General features: G+C 44.2%; 24 protein-coding genes. 10 read left to right on the plus strand and 14 right to left on the minus strand.

Annotated elements, in window-relative coordinates:
- Nucleotides 1-36: 36 nt before the first annotated feature.
- From fkpA to ABD128_RS06020, 3 genes are all read right to left on the minus strand, one after another.
- Entirely contained in the window at nt 37-1,002 is a 966-nt protein-coding gene (gene fkpA / locus ABD128_RS06010; protein ID WP_343987989.1) for an FKBP-type peptidyl-prolyl cis-trans isomerase, read from the minus strand.
- 71 nt (nt 1,003-1,073) lie between these two features.
- Nucleotides 1,074-1,589, minus strand: coding sequence for a TIGR02444 family protein (locus ABD128_RS06015; protein WP_343987992.1), 516 nt, complete (start codon nt 1,587-1,589; stop codon nt 1,074-1,076).
- Complete coding sequence (locus tag ABD128_RS06020) at nt 1,582-1,971, minus strand: DUF423 domain-containing protein (protein ID WP_343987995.1); 390 nt, start codon at nt 1,969-1,971, stop codon at nt 1,582-1,584. Before ABD128_RS06020 ends, ABD128_RS06015 begins: the two co-directional genes overlap by 8 nt.
- A 107-nt stretch (nt 1,972-2,078) precedes the next feature.
- Between ABD128_RS06020 and ABD128_RS06025 the strand changes: the two genes are divergently transcribed.
- Nucleotides 2,079-3,599, plus strand: a complete 1,521-nt coding sequence (locus ABD128_RS06025; RefSeq protein ID WP_343987997.1) for a lysophospholipid acyltransferase family protein — start codon at nt 2,079-2,081, stop codon at nt 3,597-3,599.
- On the opposite strand, the gene ABD128_RS06030 is transcribed toward ABD128_RS06025, so the two are convergent.
- From ABD128_RS06030 to ABD128_RS06060, 7 genes are all read right to left on the minus strand, one after another.
- Nucleotides 3,596-4,618, minus strand: a complete 1,023-nt coding sequence (locus tag ABD128_RS06030; protein ID WP_343988000.1) for a glycosyltransferase family 9 protein — start codon at nt 4,616-4,618, stop codon at nt 3,596-3,598. The two genes, ABD128_RS06025 and ABD128_RS06030, sit on opposite strands and share 4 nt — an antisense overlap.
- On the minus strand, nt 4,615-5,997 hold the full coding sequence (locus tag ABD128_RS06035; RefSeq protein ID WP_343988003.1) for an MATE family efflux transporter: 1,383 nt from the start codon (nt 5,995-5,997) through the stop codon (nt 4,615-4,617). Before ABD128_RS06035 ends, ABD128_RS06030 begins: the two co-directional genes overlap by 4 nt.
- 37 nt (nt 5,998-6,034) lie before the next feature.
- The gene (locus tag ABD128_RS06040) at nt 6,035-6,703 is read right to left on the minus strand and encodes an SCO family protein (RefSeq protein ID WP_343988006.1); all 669 of its coding nucleotides are present in this window, start codon (nt 6,701-6,703) and stop codon (nt 6,035-6,037) included.
- A gap of 24 nt (nt 6,704-6,727) precedes the next feature.
- The gene (gene cyoE / locus ABD128_RS06045) at nt 6,728-7,642 is read right to left on the minus strand and encodes a heme o synthase (RefSeq protein ID WP_343988009.1); all 915 of its coding nucleotides are present in this window, start codon (nt 7,640-7,642) and stop codon (nt 6,728-6,730) included.
- On the minus strand, nt 7,632-8,726 hold the full coding sequence (locus tag ABD128_RS06050; protein WP_343988011.1) for a COX15/CtaA family protein: 1,095 nt from the start codon (nt 8,724-8,726) through the stop codon (nt 7,632-7,634). Before ABD128_RS06050 ends, cyoE begins: the two co-directional genes overlap by 11 nt.
- A 90-nt stretch (nt 8,727-8,816) precedes the next feature.
- A complete protein-coding gene (locus ABD128_RS06055) occupies nt 8,817-9,419 on the minus strand; it encodes a hypothetical protein (protein WP_343988014.1) in 603 nt (200 codons plus the stop codon).
- Entirely contained in the window at nt 9,400-10,200 is an 801-nt protein-coding gene (locus ABD128_RS06060) for an SURF1 family protein (protein ID WP_343988017.1), read from the minus strand. Before ABD128_RS06060 ends, ABD128_RS06055 begins: the two co-directional genes overlap by 20 nt.
- A gap of 117 nt (nt 10,201-10,317) precedes the next feature.
- On the opposite strand from ABD128_RS06060, the gene ABD128_RS06065 reads away from it, so the two are divergent.
- On the plus strand, nt 10,318-10,596 hold the full coding sequence (locus ABD128_RS06065; protein WP_343988020.1) for a twin transmembrane helix small protein: 279 nt from the start codon (nt 10,318-10,320) through the stop codon (nt 10,594-10,596).
- Nucleotides 10,574-11,635 (plus strand): hypothetical protein, encoded by a 1,062-nt coding sequence (locus ABD128_RS06070; RefSeq protein ID WP_343988022.1) that lies wholly within the window; start codon nt 10,574-10,576, stop codon nt 11,633-11,635. The genes ABD128_RS06065 and ABD128_RS06070 overlap by 23 nt, the downstream gene beginning before the upstream one ends.
- A 14-nt stretch (nt 11,636-11,649) precedes the next feature.
- Here the strand turns inward: ABD128_RS06070 and ABD128_RS06075 are convergent, their stop codons facing one another.
- The gene (locus ABD128_RS06075) at nt 11,650-12,363 is read right to left on the minus strand and encodes a 3-deoxy-D-manno-octulosonic acid kinase (protein WP_343988025.1); all 714 of its coding nucleotides are present in this window, start codon (nt 12,361-12,363) and stop codon (nt 11,650-11,652) included.
- A gap of 197 nt (nt 12,364-12,560) precedes the next feature.
- Between ABD128_RS06075 and ABD128_RS06080 the strand changes: the two genes are divergently transcribed.
- Nucleotides 12,561-13,646, plus strand: coding sequence for a glycosyltransferase family 9 protein (locus ABD128_RS06080; protein ID WP_343988028.1), 1,086 nt, complete (start codon nt 12,561-12,563; stop codon nt 13,644-13,646).
- On the opposite strand, the gene ABD128_RS06085 is transcribed toward ABD128_RS06080, so the two are convergent.
- Both ABD128_RS06085 and ABD128_RS06090 read right to left on the minus strand, forming a co-directional pair.
- Nucleotides 13,647-13,775: a hypothetical protein gene (locus tag ABD128_RS06085; protein ID WP_343988031.1), complete on the minus strand. Its 129-nt coding sequence runs from the start codon at nt 13,773-13,775 to the stop codon at nt 13,647-13,649.
- A gap of 212 nt (nt 13,776-13,987) precedes the next feature.
- Nucleotides 13,988-15,574: a BamA/TamA family outer membrane protein gene (locus ABD128_RS06090; protein ID WP_343988035.1), complete on the minus strand. Its 1,587-nt coding sequence runs from the start codon at nt 15,572-15,574 to the stop codon at nt 13,988-13,990.
- 750 nt (nt 15,575-16,324) lie between these two features.
- On the opposite strand from ABD128_RS06090, the gene ilvC reads away from it, so the two are divergent.
- The 6 genes from ilvC to ilvD are packed head-to-tail and all read left to right on the plus strand — an operon-like array spanning nt 16,325 to nt 23,797.
- A complete protein-coding gene (gene ilvC / locus ABD128_RS06095; RefSeq protein WP_343988038.1) occupies nt 16,325-17,341 on the plus strand; it encodes a ketol-acid reductoisomerase in 1,017 nt (338 codons plus the stop codon).
- Between the two features lie 13 nt (nt 17,342-17,354).
- On the plus strand, nt 17,355-19,094 hold the full coding sequence (ilvG, locus tag ABD128_RS06100; protein ID WP_343988042.1) for an acetolactate synthase 2 catalytic subunit: 1,740 nt from the start codon (nt 17,355-17,357) through the stop codon (nt 19,092-19,094).
- Entirely contained in the window at nt 19,091-19,369 is a 279-nt protein-coding gene (locus ABD128_RS06105; RefSeq protein WP_343988045.1) for an ACT domain-containing protein, read from the plus strand. The genes ilvG and ABD128_RS06105 overlap by 4 nt, the downstream gene beginning before the upstream one ends.
- Complete coding sequence (gene cimA / locus ABD128_RS06110) at nt 19,362-21,041, plus strand: citramalate synthase (RefSeq protein ID WP_343988048.1); 1,680 nt, start codon at nt 19,362-19,364, stop codon at nt 21,039-21,041. Before ABD128_RS06105 ends, cimA begins: the two co-directional genes overlap by 8 nt.
- Complete coding sequence (locus tag ABD128_RS06115; protein WP_343988051.1) at nt 21,028-21,978, plus strand: branched-chain amino acid transaminase; 951 nt, start codon at nt 21,028-21,030, stop codon at nt 21,976-21,978. Before cimA ends, ABD128_RS06115 begins: the two co-directional genes overlap by 14 nt.
- Nucleotides 21,971-23,797 (plus strand): dihydroxy-acid dehydratase, encoded by a 1,827-nt coding sequence (gene ilvD, locus ABD128_RS06120; RefSeq protein WP_343988054.1) that lies wholly within the window; start codon nt 21,971-21,973, stop codon nt 23,795-23,797. The genes ABD128_RS06115 and ilvD overlap by 8 nt, the downstream gene beginning before the upstream one ends.
- 93 nt (nt 23,798-23,890) lie before the next feature.
- Here ilvD and ABD128_RS06125 read toward each other — a convergent pair whose 3' ends face one another.
- On the minus strand, nt 23,891-24,019 hold the full coding sequence (locus tag ABD128_RS06125) for a hypothetical protein (RefSeq protein ID WP_343988058.1): 129 nt from the start codon (nt 24,017-24,019) through the stop codon (nt 23,891-23,893).
- Between the last annotated feature and the right edge of the window lie 288 nt (nt 24,020-24,307).

Consider the following 24,307-nt stretch of genomic DNA (forward strand, 5'->3'; position numbering starts at 1 on the left):
TAGCCTAGTTATCGCTAACTGTTTCGAGGTTACTGACTACTGATCATCAGCAGTAGCTTCTTCAATCTCTTCTTCAGCTTTTTCTTTTAGCTCATTAAGCTCAGCTTTCGCCTCTGCGGCTGCTTCGCTCGCCTTTTCTTCAACCGCTTCCTCCGCAGCTTCAACCTTCTCTTCTACAGAGGCTTCCGTTTCTGGTGCTTTGTATGGCTCGGTTGGGTTTATGGCTAGTAACTCTACGTCAAAGATCAATGTTGAGTTACCTGGGATCTGCGCACGATCATTCTCGCCATAAGCTAAATCAGCTGGAATAACAAACTGATATTTATCGCCAACAGTCATGTACTGAAGACCTTCCGTCCAACCTGGAATTACGCCATTTAAGTTGAAGTCGATAGGCTTGTTACGGCTGTAAGAGCTATCAAACTCTTTACCATCGATGAAGGTACCACGATAGTGAACACGCACTGCGTCTTCTGCTGTTGGGCTTTCTGTACCTTCTGCATCTTCGATTACACGGTACATTAAGCCTGATTCTGTTTTAGTTACGCCTTCTTTCTCAGCGTACTCAGCTTGGAATTCTTGGCCTTTTTTAAGGTTTTCTTCAGCAGCTTTCTTAGCTTCGGCAGCTAACTCAGCCTGCTGTTGCTTAATCTTTTCGTTTAAGTCATTTTGGAAAGCATTAATATTTTCTTTAACTTCCTCGTCATTAAACTGAGCGGCGCCAGCGAAACCATCGCTCATACCTTTAACCACAAGCTCTTTGTTAATGTTAATATCGTACTCTTTCAGCGAATCAAAGTTTGCTGACATTTGCTTAGAGAACTGCACGCCCATAGAGTAGGCTGCTTTCTCGTGCATATCTTTAAACTCTGCCTTTGTTGCTTCAACTTTTACATCACCTGATTTATCAGATTTCTCGGCTTTATTACCGGAATCACAGGCGGCTAAGGCACCCACTAAAGCAAGCGCTACTGCTGTTTTCTTGATCGTAAATTGTGTCATTGACGATTCCCCAAATGGTTAATTAATTATTAAAACATCATATTCTGCATAGAATTCTTAAAAATGCGAATCTAATCGCTCAACTTTTGAACCAGAGCACCAAGCATTATGGCATCTTGCTCCGCTTCCTCGCTACCGTTTGTGGCGCGTACATAAGCAATTAGATTAGGCTCAACGGTATTTTTTTCAAGAATTGAATTGTTAAATCCTAGTAAAGTTTCGACTGCTCTGGATTGAACAAGGTTTTCCCCTTTCAACTCTAACTGAAGTAATTCTTCATATTTTTGACGATCGGTAAGCTTGATTTTACGTCGACGTTGGCGCAATTTATCGACACCTTCGCGAATTGCTTGTGTCCGTTTGCTGATGAGTCGCCAGCCGGTCTTTGTAATTAGATAATTCCGCTGTCCTAGCCAAATTGCTAACAATAGGAAGTTAACGTTACAGTTAAAACGGTTTTGCATCGCTAGACACAGTGTCTGTACTTCGCCATCAGAATAAACGATGCAGGTCCAATCCCAGAACTCATCGGCCCAGTCCGCCACCGATATGTTTTTTTCTTCGAGTACTAAATCCAGGTTACTCATGGTTTGCTGTTTCTTGTTTCCCAAAAATTGCCCATATTAAAGCGATCCAGCTCGAAATAAGCAAGACACCACCTACCGGAATGATACTTCTTACCCATTCTTCTTGCTTTATCGCGTAAAAATACAAACCACCACTAAAGCCCACAATGCCTGCGAACATCATCCAGCCCGAGCATAAGGTTTTCTTGTTAGGAAATTGCGCAAAGATGATGCCTATCGCCAATAAGCCAATCGCATGATATACCTGATAATTAACCCCAAGGTTAAACAGATACATCGACTTTTCGGTTAGCTTACTTGATAGCGCGTGGGAACCAATCGCCCCCAATGCCACCGCTAACGCCATGAACATAGCGCCGTGCAGCAAAAAGTTCTTCTTCATGATGTTTTCTGGTGATTTAAAGTGACTCGCATTATGACAAAATTTACAGTCGTTGTAATTGCCATCTTACGCGGTAAAATAGCGAAAACACTAACTTTTTACCTATTTTGTCAAACACCAAAGGTTCACTCAGCTCGCGCATCGGCTTAGGCTTCGCATTCGGCCTCCTCAAGTTATTTGCCAAACTTCCCTATCCAGTGGTTCTAGCCACCGGTCGTTTATTGGGACGTTTACTCTATCGCATCAAGAGCCGACGCCTGATTGTCGAAGCTAACCTGCGCTATTGTTTTGGCAAAAAAGACTTTAACCAGCGCCAAGAGATGACTAAAAAACACTTTTTAGCATTGGGCGAAGGTTTCGCTGAGTTAGCCCTGGCCTGGTATAAACCCTTTAAGAAGCTCGAAAAGTATCATGAGATTAAAGGCTTAGAGCATTATCAAAAAGCTAAAGAAAGTGGTCAAGGAATCCTATTTTTAGGCTACCACACTACAAGCCTTGAGCTGGCTGGCGCCATCATGGCACGTTATTTAGATTTTGCTGCTTTTTATCGACCCAATAAAAATCTTGTGCTCGATGGTCATATCCAAGCTGGTCGTAATAACCGCAGCAAAACCATGGGGCGCAATGACATCCGCTCCATTGGTAAGTGGCTCAAAAGTGGTGAAGGCTTATGGCTTATGCCGGATCAAGATATGGGGCGTCATAGCACCGAGTTTGCACCCTTCTTTGGCAATCCCGCCAGCACGCTTACTTCGCCACAGCGCATCGCTAAATTGGGCAAAGCCAAGGTATTACCTGTTAGTTATCACAAAGATGACAAAGGCGTGATGAAGGTCGAGGTGCTTCCCGAAATTGAATTTACCGGTGACGACTATATCGACTGCACCATGACTAACAAGATTCTCGAGGCTTGTATCATGCAAGCGCCAGAACAGTATTATTGGGTTCACCGACGTTTTAAAACTTTACCCGAAGGTCAGCGCAGCATTTATTATCAGAAGCCGCCAAAACTCAAGTTTATCGATAGCAAGCAGCATGATGGAGCCTTGTACTCCGGTAAAATTTTGTCGAGAAACGACGGTATGCCGAAACTGGTACGTACCGTGGATGGTCAGTTACTGAATGTGTTTTATCGTGGAACCAGTCTCGGTATTGACCTAACGCGCAAAGAGCTCCGCACCATGCTCGACAAGTGCGCCATGCTCACTTTCCGTGGTTTTTACACCATATCACCGAAAGAGTTCACTTTTTGCTCCGAGCGCAATGCTTACATGATTCGCTACCAAGAAGCGCCTGGTGTTGCTTTGCATCATATTCCACAAAGTCGTCGTCATCCGACCGCCATCGTTTTAGGTAACTGGTTAGCACAACTGCATAATGAAGGGGTTCGCCTTGGAGATATTCGAGAAGCCAACATTCAGCTTCTCCCAAACGGTAGTCCTATTTTACTGAATCCTCGTAACTGCGAGTTTTACAACCGTGAAGTTAAAGAGACCTTAAGAGAAAAGGATATTGTGGCCTTTATTAACGCCATTGGCTTTATTCAACAGGATGAAACCAGCCAGCAAATGTTCCGAGAGCAATACCAATTAAACCGACTGAATCAAGTTGACAGCCCTAATGACTAGAAGGATTGCAGGTTAGCGAACACCTGCTTAATCTTAGCGATAACCTCGCTCACAGTAATTAACTCCATCGCCCGTCGGTCATGAACCCGGGTTCGCCACGGCACCTGTTTAGGATCTTTTTTCATCAGGGCTTGAACCGCGAATTCGAACTTATCAATGGTTAGCTCTCGTGATAAATAGGGGCCAGACAAGCGACTTGGCGCCACAGCATACAGTCCAATAACAGGTGTCCCCATGGCATTGGCGATATGGGCAGGGCCTGTATCTGGCGCAATGCACAGCAGAGCGTTACCTAAAATAGCCGCTAACTGCTGCAAACTGGTTTTCCCCACTAAGTTTATAACTTCGGTAGAGCATCGACGAGCAATCTCTCTTGCGAGCTCTTGCTCGAAGTTAGCGGGCCCCCCAGTTAAGACTATTGATAAGTTTAACTGTTTAACACTGTACTCTATCAGCTCAGCATATCTTTGCGCAGGCCAGCTTCTTTCCAGCTTACTGGCGGCGGGGTTAATTGCTATATACCGCTGAGGCAGCTTAAACGCTTGGTGACTCTCGGATAACACAATGCTCCAATCTAAGTCGGTTGTCTTAACGCCGAGCTTTTGTGCAAATTGGCAAAAGCTATCATGCAAATGTTCATTCTTAAAGTCGATAGTTTCATTGGTAAACAGCCAATGCAGCTCTCTAGCACGCGTGTTATCGAAGCCTATTTTTCGCCTCGCTTTGACCATAGGATAGATCAAGTTGGCACGGGTGCTGGCCTGCATTGCCAGTAATACATCGAAAGTTTCACTTAGTTTGCTTTTGATAGCTCGATAATCCTTTATGGATTTTGGTTTATCAACGGCTATAAATCGCAAGCGAGGATGTGTCGAGTCTTTGAGCAGTTGATAGGCATCATTACCGATTAACCAGGTAAGCGTCACCTCAGGCTTTTGCTCCAGAATTGCTCGAATAACTGGCAATACGAGGGTGCAATCCCCAATCGCTGAGAGCCTCACCACCAAGATATTCATCATCGACTCCTAACATACAGGCTAATCTTTTCTAACGGTATATAATCACCAGTTAGAATTCCGCGACGCAGGAACCAGAATGAGGTTATCGCTCGCATACCAAGGAAGGCGATAAAAGCCCACCAGAGTCCATGATTGCCAAAATCTTTAGTTAAGAAGTACAAAGGGACAAAGCCTATAAATACAGCCAGTATCATGGAGTTACGCATGGTTTTTATGGCTGAAGCTCCAATGAAAATACCGTCTAGCCAAAAGCCCCAAATAGCAACCAGTGGAATGAGAATAATATAAATATGATACGGCTCTGCCTGTTGTCTGACTGCTTCAATGTCGGTGATCCACCCAATGAATGTTTCCGTAAACAACAAAAACACCACACAGAATAAGACGCTAGTAACAATCGACCAAAAACCACCGACATTAACGCTGGCACGGAAATCTTGCCACTTATTGCGTCCCAGTGCTCGTCCCACCTGTGCTTCTACCGCGTTTGCAAAACCATCCAGACCGTTTGAAATGACCAATAAGAAGTTAAGTAACACAGCGTTAACCGCCATCACTTCGTTACCAAGCTCGGCTCCGCGCGCGTGTACGGTAAAAAATACTAACTCTAGCGATAGCGTTCTTAGCAACAAGTCGCCATTTAAGCCGAGCAACCTGCGAAGTTTTAACCATGCTAATTGTAGCTTTTCAGTTATGGGGTGCTCGCTGAGTAGCTTTTTTAGACAAATCGCAGCATAAATAAAGCCAAGGATTTCAGATATGACGCTAGCAATGGCGACGCCTTCCACTGTCATGCCTAGTCCTAAGACAAAAACCAAATCTAAAACCACGTTGCATAAGTTAATGATGAGTAACATAACAAAAGGAATACGCGCATTTTGCATACCGATAAACCAACCAATCATCACTGCATTAAGCAGGGTAAATGGCAAACCCCAAATACGGGTATTCCAATAAGTTAATACGCCTTGTTCAACCTCTCTCGAGCCATCGACCCACCATAAAATGGCATCAATTATCCAGGGGTTAAATACTAAAGTGATGAGCGCTACGGATAAGGCGAGAATTGAAGAAAGGTAGAGCCATTGGCGAATGTCGTAATGGTTACCGGCACCATAGGCCTGCGCCACAAGACCGGTGGTTATCATCCGCAAAAAGCCCATGGTCCAGACAATAAAGGTAAACAAGGCCGCGCCAAGGCCAACGGCTGCTAAGTGATAGGGCTCTGGCAAATGCCCCATAACCGCAGAATCAACAAGCCCCACCAGTGGCACAGTCATATTCGACAACAGCATAGGCGCCGCGATACGCCAGGTATTTCTATGTTGCTGCTTGTCGCTTAAATCATGCTTAATGTCTCGCAGCGACCAAATACTCACATTGAGGCCTTAACGATTTTTTAGATGTACTTTAAGTCTAGCGACCAGCGGCGTGGATGTCGCCCGCTTGATCGCGCATGATGTTGTAATCTTCAGAAACTGTTTTGACTAAATCTTTATGCTTAGGCGTTTGGTCTGGAGAAATATACGCATAGCGACGGCCTAGTGGATCGATGACGAACCAACGCGCCGTATGCTCGACCAGATAGTTGTCAGGATCGTCGTGGCCAGGAACCTTAAAAAAACTGACGCCTATCGACTTGGTTAGCTTTTGAGTTTCTTCAAGCCCTGCATTAATGCCAATAAAGTCCGGGTTAAACGCTGGTACATATTTTGATAATTTATCTAGAGTATCACGCTCTGGATCCACCGAGACCATAACTACCTGAGTATCTTTTAAGTACTCTGGCTCGATGTTCTTCATCATGCCGTTGATGTTGCTTAATGCCGTCGGACAAACGTCTGGGCAGGTGGTAAAACCAAAAAAGACAATACTCCACTTGCCTAAAAAGTCGGTTTCAGTGAAGCGTTCACCGTTATGAGTTTTCCCTTCAAATGCATCCACTGAGCGCGCCTGATCAAAGGTGCGAATAATCTCCATACGCTTTTCAGCGAACAGCACTTGATAACTCAAGACACCAGCCACTAACGACAGTAACGCCACTAGGATGATAATTAAACGCGCAGAACCTAGCTGTTTTTTCATAATCAAACTCGCCTATATAATCGATTAAATAAATGGATCGACGTAATGATCAATTAATAATACCGCGAACAGCAGCGTCAGATAGCCGATAGAAACGCCAAAGGTTTTCATCGCCACGCCTTCTTTCTCCCGGTACTTCAATATAATGGTGTAATACAGGAACCATAAACCAAGCCCAACCGCACCAATCAAATAAATAATCCCTGACATCTGCGTCAAATAAGGCAGTAAGGTCGATAGAATCAGTAGTATGGTGTACAAGACAATCGAGGTTTTGGTGAAGTCTTCGCCGTGGGTCACGGGCAACATCGGAATCTCTGCTTTAGCGTAATCCTCGATGCGGTGAATCGACAAGGCCCAGAAGTGCGGCGGAGTCCAAGTAAAGATGATTAAAACCAGGAGCCATGCATGCGGATCCGCACTGCCTGTAACGGACGTCCAACCTAACAATGGTGGGATCGCTCCAGACAGCCCGCCGATTACAATATTTTGTGGCGTTGCACGTTTTAAAAACATGGTATAAACAAAGGCGTAACCAACCAAGCCACCTAGCGTCAGCACCGCTGTTAGTGGGTTAACTAAAAACCACAACAACACCATGGCAATAACCGCCAAAGTCGCAGAAAAGATAATCGCTTTTCCTGAACTAACGCGCCCTTGCGCCACCGGGCGTTGCTGAGTTCGAGCCATTAGCGTATCGATCTTCGCATCAACCACGTGATTGACCACTGCCGCAGCACCCGAAGCAAAAGCAATTCCAATGGTGCCGAAGATCAAGGCATTAATAGGTGGCAACCAACTCTGGGTCACATCATTCGCTAAAAACATACCAACCACAGCGGTAAACACCAACAGGTAGACCACTTTCGGTTTTGTCAGCTCATAGTAATCGCGCCACGTGATCGGACGCGGATTTGGATAATTTAATTCAGCTGACATTCTTCCCCCTAAATTGCCAGTTGACGACAAAATTCACGGTGATAAGCGCCAACAATAAAATGGCACCACCGCCATTATGTGCCACCGCCACGTAAAGCGGTAAGCCAAATACAATATTGCTTATACCTAGTAACATTTGAGCCATCAATACCAATAAAACGGCACGTCCGATATGGCGTAACAAGACACTATCCCACTCACGAATAAGCAATATAGCAAGTAGACCAACCAGCAAAAATACAACATAAGCGCCAATTCTGTGAGTCACATGGATCGCTACCTTGGCGCTATGATCAAGCACACCACCTTCATAGTTTATAAAGGACTCGCCTCGTGCATGTGCTAAATCGGCCTCCATTTTTTCGAGTTCATGAAGCTTAAATTCATCAAAGTCGAAGCCTTTTTGCCACAAATCAAAGCCACCCGAAAAATCAGCATTATCCGTCCATCCACTGTTACAGAAGGGCAACTCAGTGCAAGCCGTGGCCGCATAATTCGAAGCAGTCCAGCCACCAAGCGCGATCTGTGCAATCACCAACACTAGGCCAACCATTGCAAACTTTTTAAACTTCTTAGCCACGACTTGTGATAATGACACTATTTTTGGCCGTAACTGAAGCACATAAAGGAAAAGTAAGCTGAGAATTGAAAAACCACCAAGTAAATGCGCCATGACGATAAAAGGGTGAACCTTTAAAGTAACGGTCCACATGCCTAGCAGGCCCTGGAAAATAACTAAGGGTAGGAGAATAGAAGGTAATAAAACTGGAATACTGGGATCTTTGCGTCGCCCCATCAGTGTTCCAATAAATAAAATCACAATGACTAACCCAATGCCTGAGGCAAAATAGCGATGGATCATCTCCGGCCAAGCTTTTTCCGCTTCAAACTTCTGGTTATACTTTAATTCTGCGGCATTGATAAACTCCGCGTCGCTCGGCACTGTGTAGTGACCATAACAACCAGGCCAATCTGGACACCCCAGCCCCGCATCACTCAAGCGTGTCCATGCGCCTAATAGAATCACGCACAGGGCTAAGAAGCAGCCAAATATTGCCAAACGGCGTAATGTTCTTTTTTGCATTGCTCTCCCGCTTACTCTATTTTTTTATTATTTAGGGTTATTTACTTGTTTCTACCCCACCACTTGTTCACTGACAATTTTTCTTAACGCTTAAAGTCCAGTAACCTTCATCGCTTTACGCACATCATCACGCAAGCCTTTGCTTCTAGCAATCGCCTCTTCTTGATTGTTCACAGGTTCATACTGCATAAACACGTTGCCATGTGGATCCATCAGATAAACCTTACCGCGCTCAAGACTGTTGCGGCTAGCCTTCGCGCTCCCTTTGGCGAGGATGATTTTCTCCGCATCCTCAACTTTTTCTACATAACTAACGGCCGTTGGGAAAACCACCAACCGTTTTAATTTATCGGCATTCTTACCTAAGGCAAGATGGTTACGCGTTAACCACTTTACCGTCAGATCACATGTTTCCGCGCACTCATTAGACTCAGGCAGATAAATCCACCACCACAAAGTTTCGAAATCACGGAAGTGTAATTGCTCATCTTCTGCTGAGACCCATTCAAACTGTTCAAAATGTGGATAAGGAGCTTCTAACAAGGTCCCATGATTTTGTGTCGCAACATTAAACCACCCCATGTAGTGGGCGACATAAGCTAAAATTACAGGCGCGGCAAATAGTAAAACTAACCCCGATACTACTCGACGATTCTGCGCTCGTTGCTTTGGATCAACTGCTTGTTGACTCATTATTCTTTACTCGCTTCAAGTTCAGTATGATAAATAATAGGACCAAGGCCAAAGCCATGGCAAACCATTGAATTGCATAGGCAATATGCTTTTCTGGTGGGCTCGCAATCAACTCCCACTGACGCACAAACTCACTCCTATCATCAGCTTTAAGTCTGATGATAAACGGGGCGCTATCATACCCCATCTGCTTTACTTTTTCTGCCAATGTCTGAAAGTCGAACTGCCCGATAAGCCAAACATCCTCGAACTGTTGCCACACGGCATTATTCGCTACGACCGGATTATGCCCTTTTGAATAATATAAACTTCCTTCGACTGTGTTACCTTCAAACTCAGGTATCTCGGGCACTTTTTGGTAAAAATCTTTACGCGGTAACCAACCTCTACTAATAATGATTGGCTTATTAAAATTCTTCGCTTGCCACAGACCATAGACTTCATAGCCGAGTCGCCCGTTTTTGTTTTGATTGTCGGTCACCAACGTTACGTTAGAGATTAGCTGCCCTTCGCTTGTCACCGGCATCATGTCAGGCTTTTCCTGCTTTAACGCTGTCACTAGTGGCAAAGCTTCCGCTTGGGACTGTTTTTCTAAATCGCGAATCAACTGTCGCTTCTCTTCAGCTCGATCGAGCTGCCAAACTCCTAAGCGCAACAATACTGGAAGCAATAGCAGAAAGACAAGCGTCGGTACGATACTTGGCGAAAAGGTTCGACCACCTAGGGTTATTGTAAATAACGGTTTCTGCCAAAATTTCAGTGTTTCTGAGGGTTTGCGCAAAGCACTTCCTTCGTTATTTGTTCGCTAAAAGGCTGACCTATTAAGATTCACTTTCACTCACCATCTTTTCTCGTATAATGAATCTCACAAAGTTTCTAATCGCCCTCGAGCATCGTTATGTGGATTAAAGTTGTCGTTATTATATTAATACTGGCTATATTATTCAGCCTTTTCCGTGGACTGTTCTTTTTAACAAAAGGCGGCGAAGAAAACAGCAAAAAACTTCTAAAAAGTTTAGCCTGGCGTCTCGGCCTCAGTGCTTTACTGTTCATCACCATTCTTCTGCTACACTACTTTGAGGTGATTAATCTACGTCAAAGTGTGCTTCCTGTCGACCAAACACAACAACAATCCACTATAGACAGTCCAAACGATGAGCAACAACAGCCTCGATAAGTCAGAAATTACTCCTAATACAAAATATTGTCAGCACTGCGGGCAAAAAAACTTTCGTCCGCACCGCAGTGTACGTGAATTGGTATGGGAGTTTGTTGAAAACTGGTTTGGTTATGATTCCAAAGCCTATAAAACAGCGCGAGCCCTTTGCCGCCCCGCAGCCTTAACATTAGACTATTTTCGCAACTCTCATCATCATATTCATTACGTCACGCCAATTCGGCTCTATATCTTCTTATCCATTATTTTCTTCTTACTAACATCGTTTGGTGGTCTGAATGTTGCTTCTATCGACATTACAACTCAGCCGGCCAATAAAATTGAACAAGAAATCAATCAGGCAGTAGATGCTAATCCATTACTGGATGAAGCATCAAAATCTGATCTTAAGCTAGATAATGACCAGGACGTTGACGATAATTTAAATGGCGAGCCAAACACAATCGAGCAAAGCGCAGAGGTTACTGGAAATGGAGAGTTATTTGGAGGCTGTGATAATCCAGGGGATTTGTTAGCCGCGTGGCCAGGGTGGCTAGACAGTTACTTTGATGCAAAAATAGCTGCTCTTTGCGACTCCTATGACAATATCAGCTATCTACCTCGTTACAAGCAAACTCATGCAAAAGCACAATTTGGCCTAACTTTGCTACAAAATGCTATTGAGTCGTTGCCGCAAGCCTTTTTATTGACCCTCCCCCTATTGGCTCTAGCCCTAAAGCTTCTCTATTTACGCCGCAATCACCTTTACGTCGAACATTTGGTGCTTTTGATACATTCTCACAGCTTCATGTTTGCAGCCATCTTGACTTATCTAGGCTGGCATCAACTCGAGGAAGCTTTCGAATGGTTGGCATATATTCCAGTAAGCTGGGCGCTATTGATATGGGCGGTTGTTTATCTCTATTTGTCTATGAAACGCCTTTATCAGCAAAGCCACCTATGGACAGTAATTAAATTTGTCGTGTTTAGCGCTATATACGCCATCGTCTTCAGTTTTATTATGATTCTAGCCTTAATGAAGGCAATGATTACTGTTTAAGACTTAGCCTGTCATTATCCGCTCGCGTAGCCTTTCATCAGCAAATCCCAGTCTGGGCTACGCCAATGAAATTGAGCCTGATTACGGCTCTCTTTCAGCAAGGAACGTTTTAGTCGGCTAAGATTTCCTTCCAAGTGGGAAGCATTAGGCTCGACAAAGTGGCCTTTATCAAAGTCAATGAGCCACATCTTTCCTGAATCACTAAGTAAGATATTATGGATATTGAGGTCTGAATGATAAACGCCTTTATTGTGAAACTCTTTTATTAAGGCACCGACACGAACCCATTCATCATCAGTAAGTGCTCGCTCACGTAATATATGGAATAGGTCTCTAGAGTTTTTGATTAAGCGTATAATGATCGAAGCTTGATATACTAGACCTTTTTTATGAACCAGCATGGCCACCGGCTGTGGAACCGGCAAACCAAGGTTATACATTTTTTTCAACATCGCTTGTTCGCGATACGCACGCGTCTTACGGATCCCTAAGAAGAAATAGCTATCCTCGACCCATTTTGATAATAGGCCGCCACGAAAGTACTGTCTTAATACAAAACCTTCACCTTCTTTTTCAAAAAAGTATGTGGTGCTGCGTCCTACAGATTGACCGATAACTTCTTTATTTTGTTGTAATTTTTTTGGGTCAAACCAATCCTTTGTGATCCTGTCACGGTACTTTTTGATAGCTACCAGGTAATGGTTGTTATCAATTTGCTGAATTTTCACTCAAACTCAATCAATGACGCGGTTGGTTTAGCGGATACTATACCGCAAAATCTTTGTGATCCCTAGAAGCTCTTGTATTCAGCCTAGAACCTTTTTCAACAAGATTGCTTTTTTAGAATAGAAATAACGCTCTAACTTTATTTTATTTGCGACGGTGATAACATACGAATAATCACAATGAACTCCTGGACTCAACATTGCCATCACCACCATCCAACACACTAGACTCCATTTGTGTTTTACGTCTGTCCGCGATTGGCGATGTTTGTCATGCAGTTTCGACAGTACAAGCCATTCAAAGAACCTATCCCAAGGCTAAAATCACTTGGATCATTGGTAAAGTTGAAGAAAAGTTGATTGGCGATTTACCGGGAATTGAATTTATAGTGTTTGACAAGAGTTTGGGGTGGAAGGCTTACCGTCAGCTCAGACAGTCCATGAAAAATCATCGCTTTGATGTGTTACTTCACATGCAACTGGCTTTTCGAGCAAACTTAGCTGCCTTTTTCATACCCGCTAAAACTAAAATAGGTTTCGCCAAAAACCGTAGCAAAGAGTTGCACTCCATTTTCGTCAATCAACACATCAGTGATAGCCGTGGCTTCCACGTGCTTGATGGTTTTCGAGACTTTGCGCGCGCTATTGGTGTGGATGAAGGATTGCCCGAGTGGGATATTCCTATCCCGCATGAAGCGAAAGCCTGGGCGACAAATTTTTTACCGAAAGATCCCTTTGTGGTGATCTCACCGGCAGCTAGTAAAGCAGAACGCAACTGGGCGACCGTGCGATACGCTGCTATTTCAGACTATTGCCACGAGCTTGGCTACCAAGTGTTACTGACTGGTGGGCCAACTCCATTTGAGAAACAGTTGTGCGCCGACATATCTAAAGCATCGCGAGCCTACACGATTAATTTGGCAGGTCAAACAAACTTAAAGCAGTTGCTACTAACTTTGCAAAAAGCCCAACTCGTTATCGCGCCTGATTCTGGACCAGCCCACATGGCGGTCACACAGAGCACACCAGTCATTGGACTCTATGCTCACAGCAACCCTAGTCGCACGGGGCCTTACCTCTATCAAAGGTTTACCGCAGATGCTTTCACGGCACTTGCCTGCAAGGAGCTTGGCGTGGAGCGTCAACAAATACCTTGGGGTTATCGCCTCAAGGGAGATAACCTGATGGATGCTATCAGTGTTGAACAAGTCAAAACACTTATCGATCAGGCCATAGATTTTTACGGGCTAGAGCAACCAGAGGCTGAGCCGTTAAGACCTGAGTAATTAAAGCGCTGCGTACAACACCATACCAATTAACAGGATCCCAATAACCGCTTTACAGACATCAAGGAAGATTCCTTCTACGTCATATTCGTGGTCGATTTCAGTACCTAATTCGCTTTTGTTTTTCATAACGTCATCCCCTACTGATGATTACATTTACTGAAGGTGTTGCCTAGTTTCTTCAGTCCATGAATCCATCAAACACTATTTTTAGTGAAGGGGGTGTTTATAAATGTAAATAGCTGTGTCGCACGCTTACATTAGAGAAAACAATCAACCACTTAGCCTCAAACCCTTTCAAAATATGTCAAAACACAAAGTTTTAGGCATTTATTTTAAGGTTAAAAGCTTGTTTTTAGGGTAATGCTTACATCAATGCCACTCAAGTAGTCTGAGTTGAGTGGCGTGGCTAAATCAACGTTTATCACTTTACGACCGCTTGAGCGAGCAATAAAGAGTCTTAAGCCAACACCAGCACTCGCTAGTACCCCGTCCTCTTGATTTGGATAGGGTGTTTCACCACTGACGTGTCCAACATCCACAAAAGCTGCATAACCGACGTTAAGAAGCTTAAACCAAGTAGTGCCTGGATAGTACCTGCGCTCTAGATTGAGTAAGTAACTGTTTTCACCATGCTGATACTCTAAAGGATACCCTCTCAGTCCAGACTCACCACCTAATGAAATTGGCTTGTCAATATAGGGATTATCGGCGCCACGGTAATGAAATTTTGTGTACCAAATATGCTCTGGACGAGAATGATAGAAATGCTCAACACCTGCGCTGTAATAAGAAGTACGCCCCAAATAGTTTCCGAGATTATCTCTACTTTTACCTTCTGCGCTCAAGTTCGCGAATAGGTGCACTAAATGTTTATCGTTAGGTTTAGAAACGTAGCGCCCTTTCCAAACCCCTACGGCACCTTTTTCTTTGCCCAGCTCAGAAGTGTTATAACCAAGCTTTAATCGCTGATACCAGCCAAGTTGGACGTCTTCCCTACGCCCGATCAAGTACAAGTTTTGTGTTTCAATAAATTTATCTTGCTGATACTCAAGTCCTGCCCAAAAATACTCAAGTCCACGGTCATAGGGCAATACTTGGGTGCTGGTTAAAGGATCGAAATAGTTCTCTTCATGGCTGTAGCCAAATAAGTAACGTAAGGAATGATCACCCCGTAAACCATGCGATATACCGTAACTCAAATCATACTCATCCACTTCCTGTTCGAAGATATTGACCGCCTCGTCATTACTATAAATGGTATCTCTCAAGCGCTGTGAATTGTAAAAAACACCAGCCGTCCACTTGTCTTCTAAGGTGTAGAAAGGCTTGCGTACAGAAAGAGAGTATTGTTCGCCATCGGAATTGTTAGATAAGGCAACCGCTGCTTGAATGTGATGCTCGGTGGAAACATCCGAGGCCATGATAAAGGTATAACCGGAGCGGTCGTCTTCTTTAAAATACTCTAAGGTTGCTCGAATACCATGACCGAGTAAGTTGTCATCCTCAATGCCATAAGCATACTCAGTAACACCACCTTCACGGCTAATATCGACAGTAGGAACCAATGTCCAGGTTTCCCAAGTCTCTACAGTGACATCAATGCCCTCGCCTTTGCTTGCAGGCTTCCAACTCACCTTAGCATCACGTAAAAATCCTTGTCGCCTTAAAATCCGCCCCGCTTCTTTCAATAAGCGTTTATTGACGGTTTCCCCTTTCTTAAAAGGTAGTAAGCGTTCTATAACATAAGGTTTAGTATCAATATGGAGCTCATCGGCAGTTTCATAGATCCAGCCAGTCCGTTCTTCTTCACTGAAAATAGGGTGAATCACGACTTTAATATCGTTAATACGATAACTGCTTTTCTTAGCTGCCTCAGCCACTGATAAACTAAGCGCTAATAGCAACAGTCCTATAATACGTCCCATACATTCCTTATCGTTGTCATCACACCACTAAAAATTATCGAACATTATTATGAATAGTCGATGCCAAGTGCAAATCATAGCCTACCTTTTACAACCCAGTTCACACAAGCATACAACTTTAAATTTAACTTTTTATAACAATGAATCAGTCAGAAGCAACAAAGTAACATGGACTCACCATCACCTCTGACCACGAAGCTTATGATAAAAAACAGTTGCAGTACCAGAACACTGTGGTAGGCTTTCTGCATTAGTGAGGGCATTCCCCTCGAGATAAACTCAATCAGAATTTATACATGATAAAACAAGCCCTAAATACATTTTCAATTAACCCAACATCAATTATTGCTGTTGTGATTATTATTGTGGACATTTTAATTCCGCAACGAGGGCGCGTGTGAGTTTATAAATTTAAAAAATACCGAAGCCCTCGAACTGAAAAGTCCGGGGGCTTTTTTTGGCTTAATGAATATTAATACGAACTTAACTTAAGGAGATAAAAGCTAACTGACAATTAAAAAAGTATGGCAAAGCAAGACCTAACACGAAGCGGCGCCAAGACTATGTTTATATAGCTTTTTTACTTATGAATATTTTAACCAGCATTATTATCGTCTTCATTATTGTGGTGATTATTTTACCGCAAGGGGGACGCTATTGAGCTAAAAAAATATACCAATACTCAAGCCCCCGCACTGAAAAGTCCGGGGGCTTTTTTTATCTAATTTAAACAACTATTTAGGAGCAATTATGCAAGTACAATACGACAGCAGCATCAATACCGAGGTCTTAAAGGATAAAAAAATAGTGGTCATAGGCTATGGTTCTCAAGGCTACGCTCACTCTAACAACCTGAAGGACAGTGGCTTCAATGTTAAGGTAGCGCTACGAAAAGGCTCGAGCACTTTCAGTAAGCTAGAACATAGTAACTTAGCCTGCGCAGAACTTGAAGAAGCAGTAAAAGATGCTGATTTGGTGATGCTACTACTACCAGATGAAAACCAGCCCGAAGTTTATCGTCAGTATCTAGAGCCACACCTAAAGCCTGGCGCCAGTTTAGGTTTCGCCCATGGGTTCAATATTCATTTCAATCAAATCAAACCGCGTGAAGATCTTAATGTTTTTATGGTTGCGCCAAAGGGACCGGGACATACCGTACGCTCAACCCATACCGAAGGCAGTGGTGTGCCTTGTTTAGTGGCGGTTCACCAAGACGTCACTGGCGACACTAAAGAGCTCGCTTACGCTTACGCTAGTGCCATCGGTGGCGGCCGTGCAGGTGTGATAGAAACGAGCTTCAAGGAAGAAACCGAAACCGACTTGTTTGGTGAGCAAGCGGTTCTTTGTGGAGGCGTTACGGCTCTAGTTCAGGCAGGTTTCGAGACACTTACGGAAGCGGGTTACTCTGCTGAAATGGCCTACTTCGAATGCTTACACGAACTAAAACTGATCGTTGACTTGATGTATGAAGGCGGTATCAACACCATGCGCTACTCTATCTCTAATACCGCAGAGTATGGCGATTTAACTCGTGGAAACCGCTTAATCACAGATGATACCAAGCAAGCCATGAAGAGTATTTTGTCAGAAATACAAAGTGGCCAGTTCGCAAAAGAGTATGTCGATGACTGCCGCAACAATTACCAAAAACTGCACCAGCTTCGTGACTTTCATTCAAAGCATCAAATCGAAACCGTTGGTGAAAAACTTCGTGACATGATGCCTTGGATAAAGAAGAAACCGCTGGTTGATCAAGCCATAAATTAATAAGGGTGGAATTATGCGTGGTGCAGATTATTTAGTGAAAACCTTAAAAGACCATAAGGTCGAAACGGTTTTTGGCTACCCAGGCGGTGCCATTATGCCGGTTTATGACGCTCTATACGAAAGTGGCCTTCGCCATATACTGTGTCGACACGAGCAAGGTGCCGTGTTCGCAGCAGATGGTTACGCCCGCTCTAGTGGTCAACTCGGGGTATGCATTGCAACATCAGGGCCGGGAGCGACTAACCTAATTACCGGTATTGCAAATGCTCAGTTGGATTCGGTGCCCTTGCTGGCTATCACTGGGCAAGTTGCCTCAAACCTTATTGGTACTGATGCATTTCAAGAAATTGATACCTATGGTTTATCGCTGTCTGTTGTTAAGCACAGTTACTTGGTGACCAACATCGAGGATTTACCGCGAATGTTGAACGAAGCAATTTCTTTGGCGCAGAGTGGTCGCCCAGGGCCTGTTCTAATCGACATCGCTAAGGATGTACAAATGGCGGAAATGCCGGCTGCAACTTTAGCTTATTGTGAAAAGTCTTCGCCCCATCAAGACGATCATCAAGTCCTAGTTCAGCCATCTGAGGTTATCAGCAAAGCAGCAAGCCTATTAGCTTCTAGCGCCAAGCCACTGGTGTATGCCGGAGGCGGTGTTGGCATTGCGCAAGCTTCGGCGTTATTAAAAAAGCTAGTCGATACCTTTAAATTGCCAACGGTAACCACCTTAAAAGGTATTGGCGCACTCGCAAGTTCACACCTCTATAACCTTGGAATGTTGGGTATGCACGGCACTAAATCCGCCAACCTTGCAGTTCAAGAATGTGACCTATTGCTGGTGCTCGGTGCGCGGCTGGATGATCGCGCTACTGGTGACTTAAAGCAGTTTGCTCCCCATGCCAAAGTCATACATATCGACTGCGATCAAACCGAGGTCAGTAAGCTTCGGCTTGCAGATGTCAGTTTAGTTGGCGATATGAAGGAGATATTGAGTGCCATCATTGAGACCACTTCAGGCAACTTCATTCATCAAATAGCTCATCAGTGGCGCCATTATTGTCTAACCAACAAAGAGCAACTGGGCTTTCGTTACGATGCGCCCTTTAGCACAATTTATGCCCCACTTCTGCTACAAAAGCTATCACATCGCTTTCAGCAACAGCCCGCCATTGTTGCCTGTGACGTTGGCCAACATCAAATGTGGGTTGCACAGCATATGCAGTTCGACTCATGCCAGCACCACCTGAGTAGTGGTGGTCTTGGCGCTATGGGTTATGGCCTGCCAGCAGCGTTAGGCGCCAAGCTTGCTAATCCCGAACTTACCGTTATCAATGTGTCAGGCGATGGTTCTATCATGATGAACATTCAAGAACTGGCCACTTTAAAGCGCTATAACATCCCCGTAAAAATATTGTTACTCGACAACCAACGGCTCGGCATGGTTCGCCAGTGGCAACAGTTATTTTTTGAAAAACGTTACAGCGAAACGGATCTTTCTGACAACCCTGACTTCACCGAGCTGGCTCATGCCTTCGGCATCCAAAGCAAAAGTATTCATCTAGCCACACAAGTAGATGATGCGCTGGACGATTTCCTCAGCTCTGATAAAAGCTACCTTCTGCACGTGGCGATTGATCCCGATGAAAACGTCTGGCCGTTAGTACCTCCTGGCAAAAGTAATGCTGACTTTATTGATGACCAGTCGGCTAATTGCAATCCATCTTCAACACAATCGAGTAAGGGCTTCCGATGAACACCAATACCTATAAAGTAGTAACTCGACAAGCTAGTGGGACTCTTGAGAGAGTTTTACGTTTAGTGCGCCACCGTGGCTTCGAGGTTAATTATTGCTTTGCCCAAGGCAGTGACGCGACCAACCACGTAGAAAAAAATATGGAAATCATATTGCAGCTAAGCAGTGAACGCTCTGCCGATAACCTCTACCACCAACTACACAAGCTAGTCGATGTTATTGAAGTTCGTCATTATAACGCGGCGAGCATAAGGAGCAGCCTCAGCCATGAATAAGAAACTATTCTTGTATGACACAACATTACGCGATGGCGCTCAATACAAAGGCATTAGTTTTTCTTTACAAGACAAGCTCAAAATCACCAAGCTGTTGGATGACTTTGGTATGGATTATATCGAAGGGGGCTGGCCCGGTTCTAACCCAAAGGACGAAGCCTATTTTAAGCACGCTCAATACTTAGGCTTAAAGCATTCTAAATTGGTTGCGTTTGGCGCCACACGAAAACCCAATACTGCGACTGATAAAGATCCACAGCTAGCCTCTTTGTTGGATGCACAAACGCCTGTCGTCGCTTTAGTCAGTAAGTTTTGGCAGTACCATGTTGAAACTGTTCTGCGCACTGAGACTTCTGAAAACCTCAAGATGATTTATGACAGTGTCGACTTTTTTAAGTCACGGGGGCGTGAAGTTATCTTAGATGCCGAGCATTTTTTCGATGGCTTTAAGGATAATCCTGACTACAGTTTTCAGTGTCTTGAGGCAGCTATCAAAGCTGGTGTCGACAATATCACATTGTGCGATACCAACGGTGGCACTATGCCACATGAGATCGCTACGATTGTCGTGCAAGTAAAAAGTAAATACCCACAACTGAGCCTTGGCATTCACTGTCACAATGATTGTGAACTCGCCGTAGCAAACAGCTTGGCTTCTGTGAATGCGGGCGTGACTTTATTGCAGGGCACAGTCAATGGTTACGGTGAGCGCTGTGGTAATGCAAATTTAATATCATTACTCGGCAGCTTATTGCTAAAGCCTAGCTTTAATCAAAACTTTTCATTAAACCCTAAGATTCAAGCATCACAGCTTACGGCGTTATCCCAACAAGTCGCCAACGTGGCCAATATGCCACTTAAAAATGATGCGGCTTATGTGGGCAATCATGCTTTCAGCCATAAAGGTGGCATCCATGTCGCCGCTATCGCAAAGGCAAGCCAGACTTATGAGCATATTGCTCCGGCTCTAGTTGGTAATCAACGTGACATTAGTATTTCTGAGCTCTCGGGTAAATCGAACGTGCTATTACAAGCAGAAAAGCTAGGTCTCGACGTATCACAAAATTTCAGCCAAGTGTTAAACAGTATCAAGGCACTTGAACAAAACGGCTTAACTTTAGAGAACGCTGAAGGCTCCTTTGAAATGTTAGTGCGCAAGCATGAGGAAGGTTTTGCTCCTCTATTCACTGTGGAGAATATTCAAGTCACGGTGACTAACCTCAAACGATCATCAGAACTAGACACTGAGCTGTGTACTGCCAGCGTAAAACTCAGCGTTAATAACGAAACGACTCATATGGTCGAAGAGGCGACTGGACCAGTTGATGCACTCAATCGCGCGCTCAAGAAAGCATTGAGCAACTTTTACCCTCAAGTCGAACAGATGTTGTTAACGGATTATAAAGTATCAATTTTAGATCCAGAAAATGCTTCGGCAGCAACGACTCGTGTTTGGCTTCAGTCCGGCTATGGCGATGAACGCTGGGCAACGATTGGTTGCTCAGACAATATTCTAAAAGCCAGCACACAAGCTCTCATCGATAGCTATCAGTTGTTTTTAATTAAATATAAAAATAGTGAAATGACGAGTGCTTTTAACTCTGACTCACAACACATTAACTTAGACACTAATAATTCTCACCAAGAGGTACAAAACAATGGCAACCTTTAATCCCCCTGATAATATCTGGTTCAATGGCGAACTTATGCCTTGGCAAAATGCCCAGGTTCATGTGCTTACCCATGCACTACATTATGGCTCGTCCGTCTTCGAAGGTATTCGCTGCTACCAGACCCATAACGGCCCTTCATTTTTTAGGTTGAGAGAACACATTGAGCGTTTATATTTGTCGGCGAAAATCTATCGCATGCAAATTCCCTACTCTTTTAATGAGCTAGTTAGCGCTTGTCATGAAGTGGTCAAAAGTAATCAATTGGAGAATGCCTATTTACGCCCTGTCGCTTTTTTTGGTTATGGTTCGATTGGCGTCAATCCTAAACATAATCCCGTAGAAGTTTCAGTGGCTGCCTTCCCTTGGGACTCCTATTTGGGCAACGATTCGATTGAGCAAGGTGTTGATGTGTGTATTTCTTCGTGGAATCGAGTGGCTCCAAACACTATCCCAGCAGCGGCAAAAGCGGGCGGTAACTATTTGTCTTCGCAGTTGATCGTTGAAGAAGCTACGCGCAAAGGCTATGTCGAGGGGATTGCGCTTGACGTTAATGGCTACATCTCTGAAGGCTCAGGCGAGAATGTTTTTGTGGTAAAAAATAATACCCTATACACACCTCCATTTACCGCTTCAATTTTACCGGGCATTACTCGCGATACTATCATACAGCTCGCGCGTGGTTTAGGTTACGACGTTCAGGAGCAAAACATGACACGCGAAGCCTTGTACTTAGCCGATGAAGCCTTTATGACCGGCACTGCGGCCGAAGTAGTGCCGATTAAAAGTGTTGATGATATGCCCGTAGGTTCAGGCTCTCGCGGCCCCGTTACGCAGCAATTACAAGAAGCATTTTTTGGATTATTTAATGGCACAACACAAGACGAGCAAGGTTGGTTAGAGCCGGTTACTGCGGTTAAGGATAAGGAATATGCCTAATTACCGTTCGAAAACATCCACTCATGGTCGAAACATGGCGGGGGCACGTGCTTTGTGGCGCGCGACCGGTGTTAAAGATGGTGATTTTGGCAAACCCATTATCGCCGTTTGTAACTCTTTTACCCAGTTTGTACCTGGTCATGTTCACCTCAAAGACATGGGGCAACTTGTCGCTCGAGAGATTGAGAAGTCCGGTGGTATCGCTAAAGAATTTAATACCATTGCAGTAGACGATGGTATTGCCATGGGCCATCAGGGTATGCTTTATTCGTTACCATCGCGTGAAATTATCGCCGACTCTGTTGAGTATATGGCTAATGCACACTGTGCCGACGCTTTAGTCTGCATCTCAAACTGTGACAAAATTACGCCTGGGATGTTACTCGCTTCTATGCGCCTTAATATCCCTGTGATTTTTGTCTCAGGTGGCCCGATGGAAGCCGGTAAAATCAAGCTTTCCGATCAGCTTATTAAGCTTGATTTAGTGGATGCCATGGTGGCTGCTGCGGACGATAATGTTTCTGATGAAGACAGCGATAATATCGAGCGTAGTGCCTGCCCTACCTGTGGCTCATGCTCGGGTATGTTCACTGCTAACTCCATGAACTGTTTGACCGAAGCGCTTGGTCTGGCTCTGCCAGGTAATGGCACTTTACTTGCCACTCATAAATTTCGTGAAAGGTTATTTTTACAAGCAGGCCAACAGATTGTTGAGCTTTGCAAACGCTACTATGAGCAAGATGACGAGTCGGTTCTACCTCGCAATATTGCTAATCGCGCCTCTTTTTTGAATGCTATGTCTTTAGATATTGCCATGGGCGGCTCCACCAATACAGTGCTCCATCTATTGGCGGCGGCTAACGAAGGCGAGATTGACTTCACGATGAAGGACATTGATGAGCTCTCGCGACAGGTACCCAACCTGAGCAAAATTGCGCCAGCGACGAAAGAGTACCACATGGAAGATGTCCACCGCGCGGGCGGCGTAATGGCGATTCTAGGAGAGCTCAAACGTGCAAACCTTTTAGATCTAAATCAACCAACGGTTCTTAATAAGCCCATAGGTGAAGTCATTGCTGAATGGAATATCACCACCACTAACAACCCGCAGGTTAAACAGCTTTATCGCGCCGGCCCAGCAGGCATTCCCACCCAGCAAGCCTTTAGTCAAAGTTGCTTATACGATGGTTTAGATCTCGACCGCGAGCATGGTTGCATACGCAGTGTTAAAAATGCTTACAGTCCAGATGGCGGGCTGGCAGTTCTCTATGGCAACCTTGCCAAAAACGGTAGCATCATTAAGACAGCAGCCGTTCCTTCTAAACTTATGATTTTCACTGGCCCAGCTCGTGTCTTCGAGTGCCAAGACAGCGCCGTCAAAGCCATTCTCAACGACGAGATTTGTAGGGGTGACGTAGTTGTAATCCGCTACGAAGGTCCTGCTGGCGGTCCCGGTATGCAGGAGATGCTCTATCCAACCAGCTATCTAAAATCTAAAGGTCTTGATCAATATTGTGCATTAATCACTGATGGTCGCTTTTCTGGAGGAACCTCTGGTTTGTCGATTGGTCATGTATCACCCGAGGCCGCGAATGAAGGTGTGATCGGTTTAGTAGAAGATGGGGATTCTATCGCTATCGATATTCCGAATAGAACCTTAAGTCTTAATGTTAGTAAGTCACTATTAGAACAACGACGCCTACGTCGTATAGATCTAGGGTGGAACCCTGATAACCGTAAAAGAAAAGTCTCCACTTCTTTAAAAATCTATGCCAAACATGCTCTGAGTGCTGATAAAGGCGCTGTTAGGGTGGTTTGATATTTTATGTAAGTTTTCTATTTTGACAAAGCTCTATGGGCTGATAGTAACGTCCCTACTATCACCCCATATATTCCAGTTAGAAAACATCAATTATCCGAATACTGCATATCCAACTACAGCTAATAATAATATCACGATCAAAGCGCGACAAAGGTCTAAAAAGATTCCTTCAACATCATGCTCGACACGTTCTTTTTTTGGAGTGATTACACTTTTCATTTGCAAATCCTCTTTTGCGAAGTAATGAAAAAGTCAACTGATAAACTGCTGGCTCACCTAACGAGAGACTATTATACTAGCTTTAAACACCACTAACACTTATCATTACCAATAATGGGACGCATCGTTCATATCTGAAAAATAAAATTGAAATACTTCCATGACACATGACTTTCTGTAAAGAAAACAAACATGATTAATGCTCTATTCGTCGTCAACTTTTTTAACATATTTATTGAACGTCATTTAATTTTTCCCACATAAAATAGCACAGGAAATATTAGCAAC

The organism is Kangiella japonica (genome assembly GCF_039523535.1).
Lineage (GTDB): Bacteria > Pseudomonadota > Gammaproteobacteria > Enterobacterales > Kangiellaceae > Kangiella > Kangiella japonica.

Coding starts and splice junctions, on each gene's coding strand:
- fkpA (WP_343987989.1), bottom strand. CDS start 1,002: ATGACACAATTTACGATCAAGAAAACAGCAGTAGCGCTTGCTTTAGTG.
- ABD128_RS06015 (WP_343987992.1), bottom strand. CDS start 1,589: ATGAGTAACCTGGATTTAGTACTCGAAGAAAAAAACATATCGGTGGCG.
- ABD128_RS06020 (WP_343987995.1), bottom strand. CDS start 1,971: ATGAAGAAGAACTTTTTGCTGCACGGCGCTATGTTCATGGCGTTAGCG.
- ABD128_RS06030 (WP_343988000.1), bottom strand. CDS start 4,618: ATGATGAATATCTTGGTGGTGAGGCTCTCAGCGATTGGGGATTGCACC.
- ABD128_RS06040 (WP_343988006.1), bottom strand. CDS start 6,703: ATGAAAAAACAGCTAGGTTCTGCGCGTTTAATTATCATCCTAGTGGCG.
- cyoE (WP_343988009.1), bottom strand. CDS start 7,642: ATGTCAGCTGAATTAAATTATCCAAATCCGCGTCCGATCACGTGGCGC.
- ABD128_RS06050 (WP_343988011.1), bottom strand. CDS start 8,726: ATGCAAAAAAGAACATTACGCCGTTTGGCAATATTTGGCTGCTTCTTA.
- ABD128_RS06055 (WP_343988014.1), bottom strand. CDS start 9,419: ATGAGTCAACAAGCAGTTGATCCAAAGCAACGAGCGCAGAATCGTCGA.
- ABD128_RS06065 (WP_343988020.1), top strand. CDS start 10,318: ATGTGGATTAAAGTTGTCGTTATTATATTAATACTGGCTATATTATTC.
- ABD128_RS06070 (WP_343988022.1), top strand. CDS start 10,574: ATGAGCAACAACAGCCTCGATAAGTCAGAAATTACTCCTAATACAAAA.
- ABD128_RS06085 (WP_343988031.1), bottom strand. CDS start 13,775: ATGAAAAACAAAAGCGAATTAGGTACTGAAATCGACCACGAATATGAC.
- ABD128_RS06090 (WP_343988035.1), bottom strand. CDS start 15,574: ATGGGACGTATTATAGGACTGTTGCTATTAGCGCTTAGTTTATCAGTG.
- ilvC (WP_343988038.1), top strand. CDS start 16,325: ATGCAAGTACAATACGACAGCAGCATCAATACCGAGGTCTTAAAGGAT.
- ilvG (WP_343988042.1), top strand. CDS start 17,355: ATGCGTGGTGCAGATTATTTAGTGAAAACCTTAAAAGACCATAAGGTC.
- ABD128_RS06105 (WP_343988045.1), top strand. CDS start 19,091: ATGAACACCAATACCTATAAAGTAGTAACTCGACAAGCTAGTGGGACT.
- cimA (WP_343988048.1), top strand. CDS start 19,362: ATGAATAAGAAACTATTCTTGTATGACACAACATTACGCGATGGCGCT.
- ABD128_RS06115 (WP_343988051.1), top strand. CDS start 21,028: ATGGCAACCTTTAATCCCCCTGATAATATCTGGTTCAATGGCGAACTT.
- ilvD (WP_343988054.1), top strand. CDS start 21,971: ATGCCTAATTACCGTTCGAAAACATCCACTCATGGTCGAAACATGGCG.
- ABD128_RS06125 (WP_343988058.1), bottom strand. CDS start 24,019: ATGAAAAGTGTAATCACTCCAAAAAAAGAACGTGTCGAGCATGATGTT.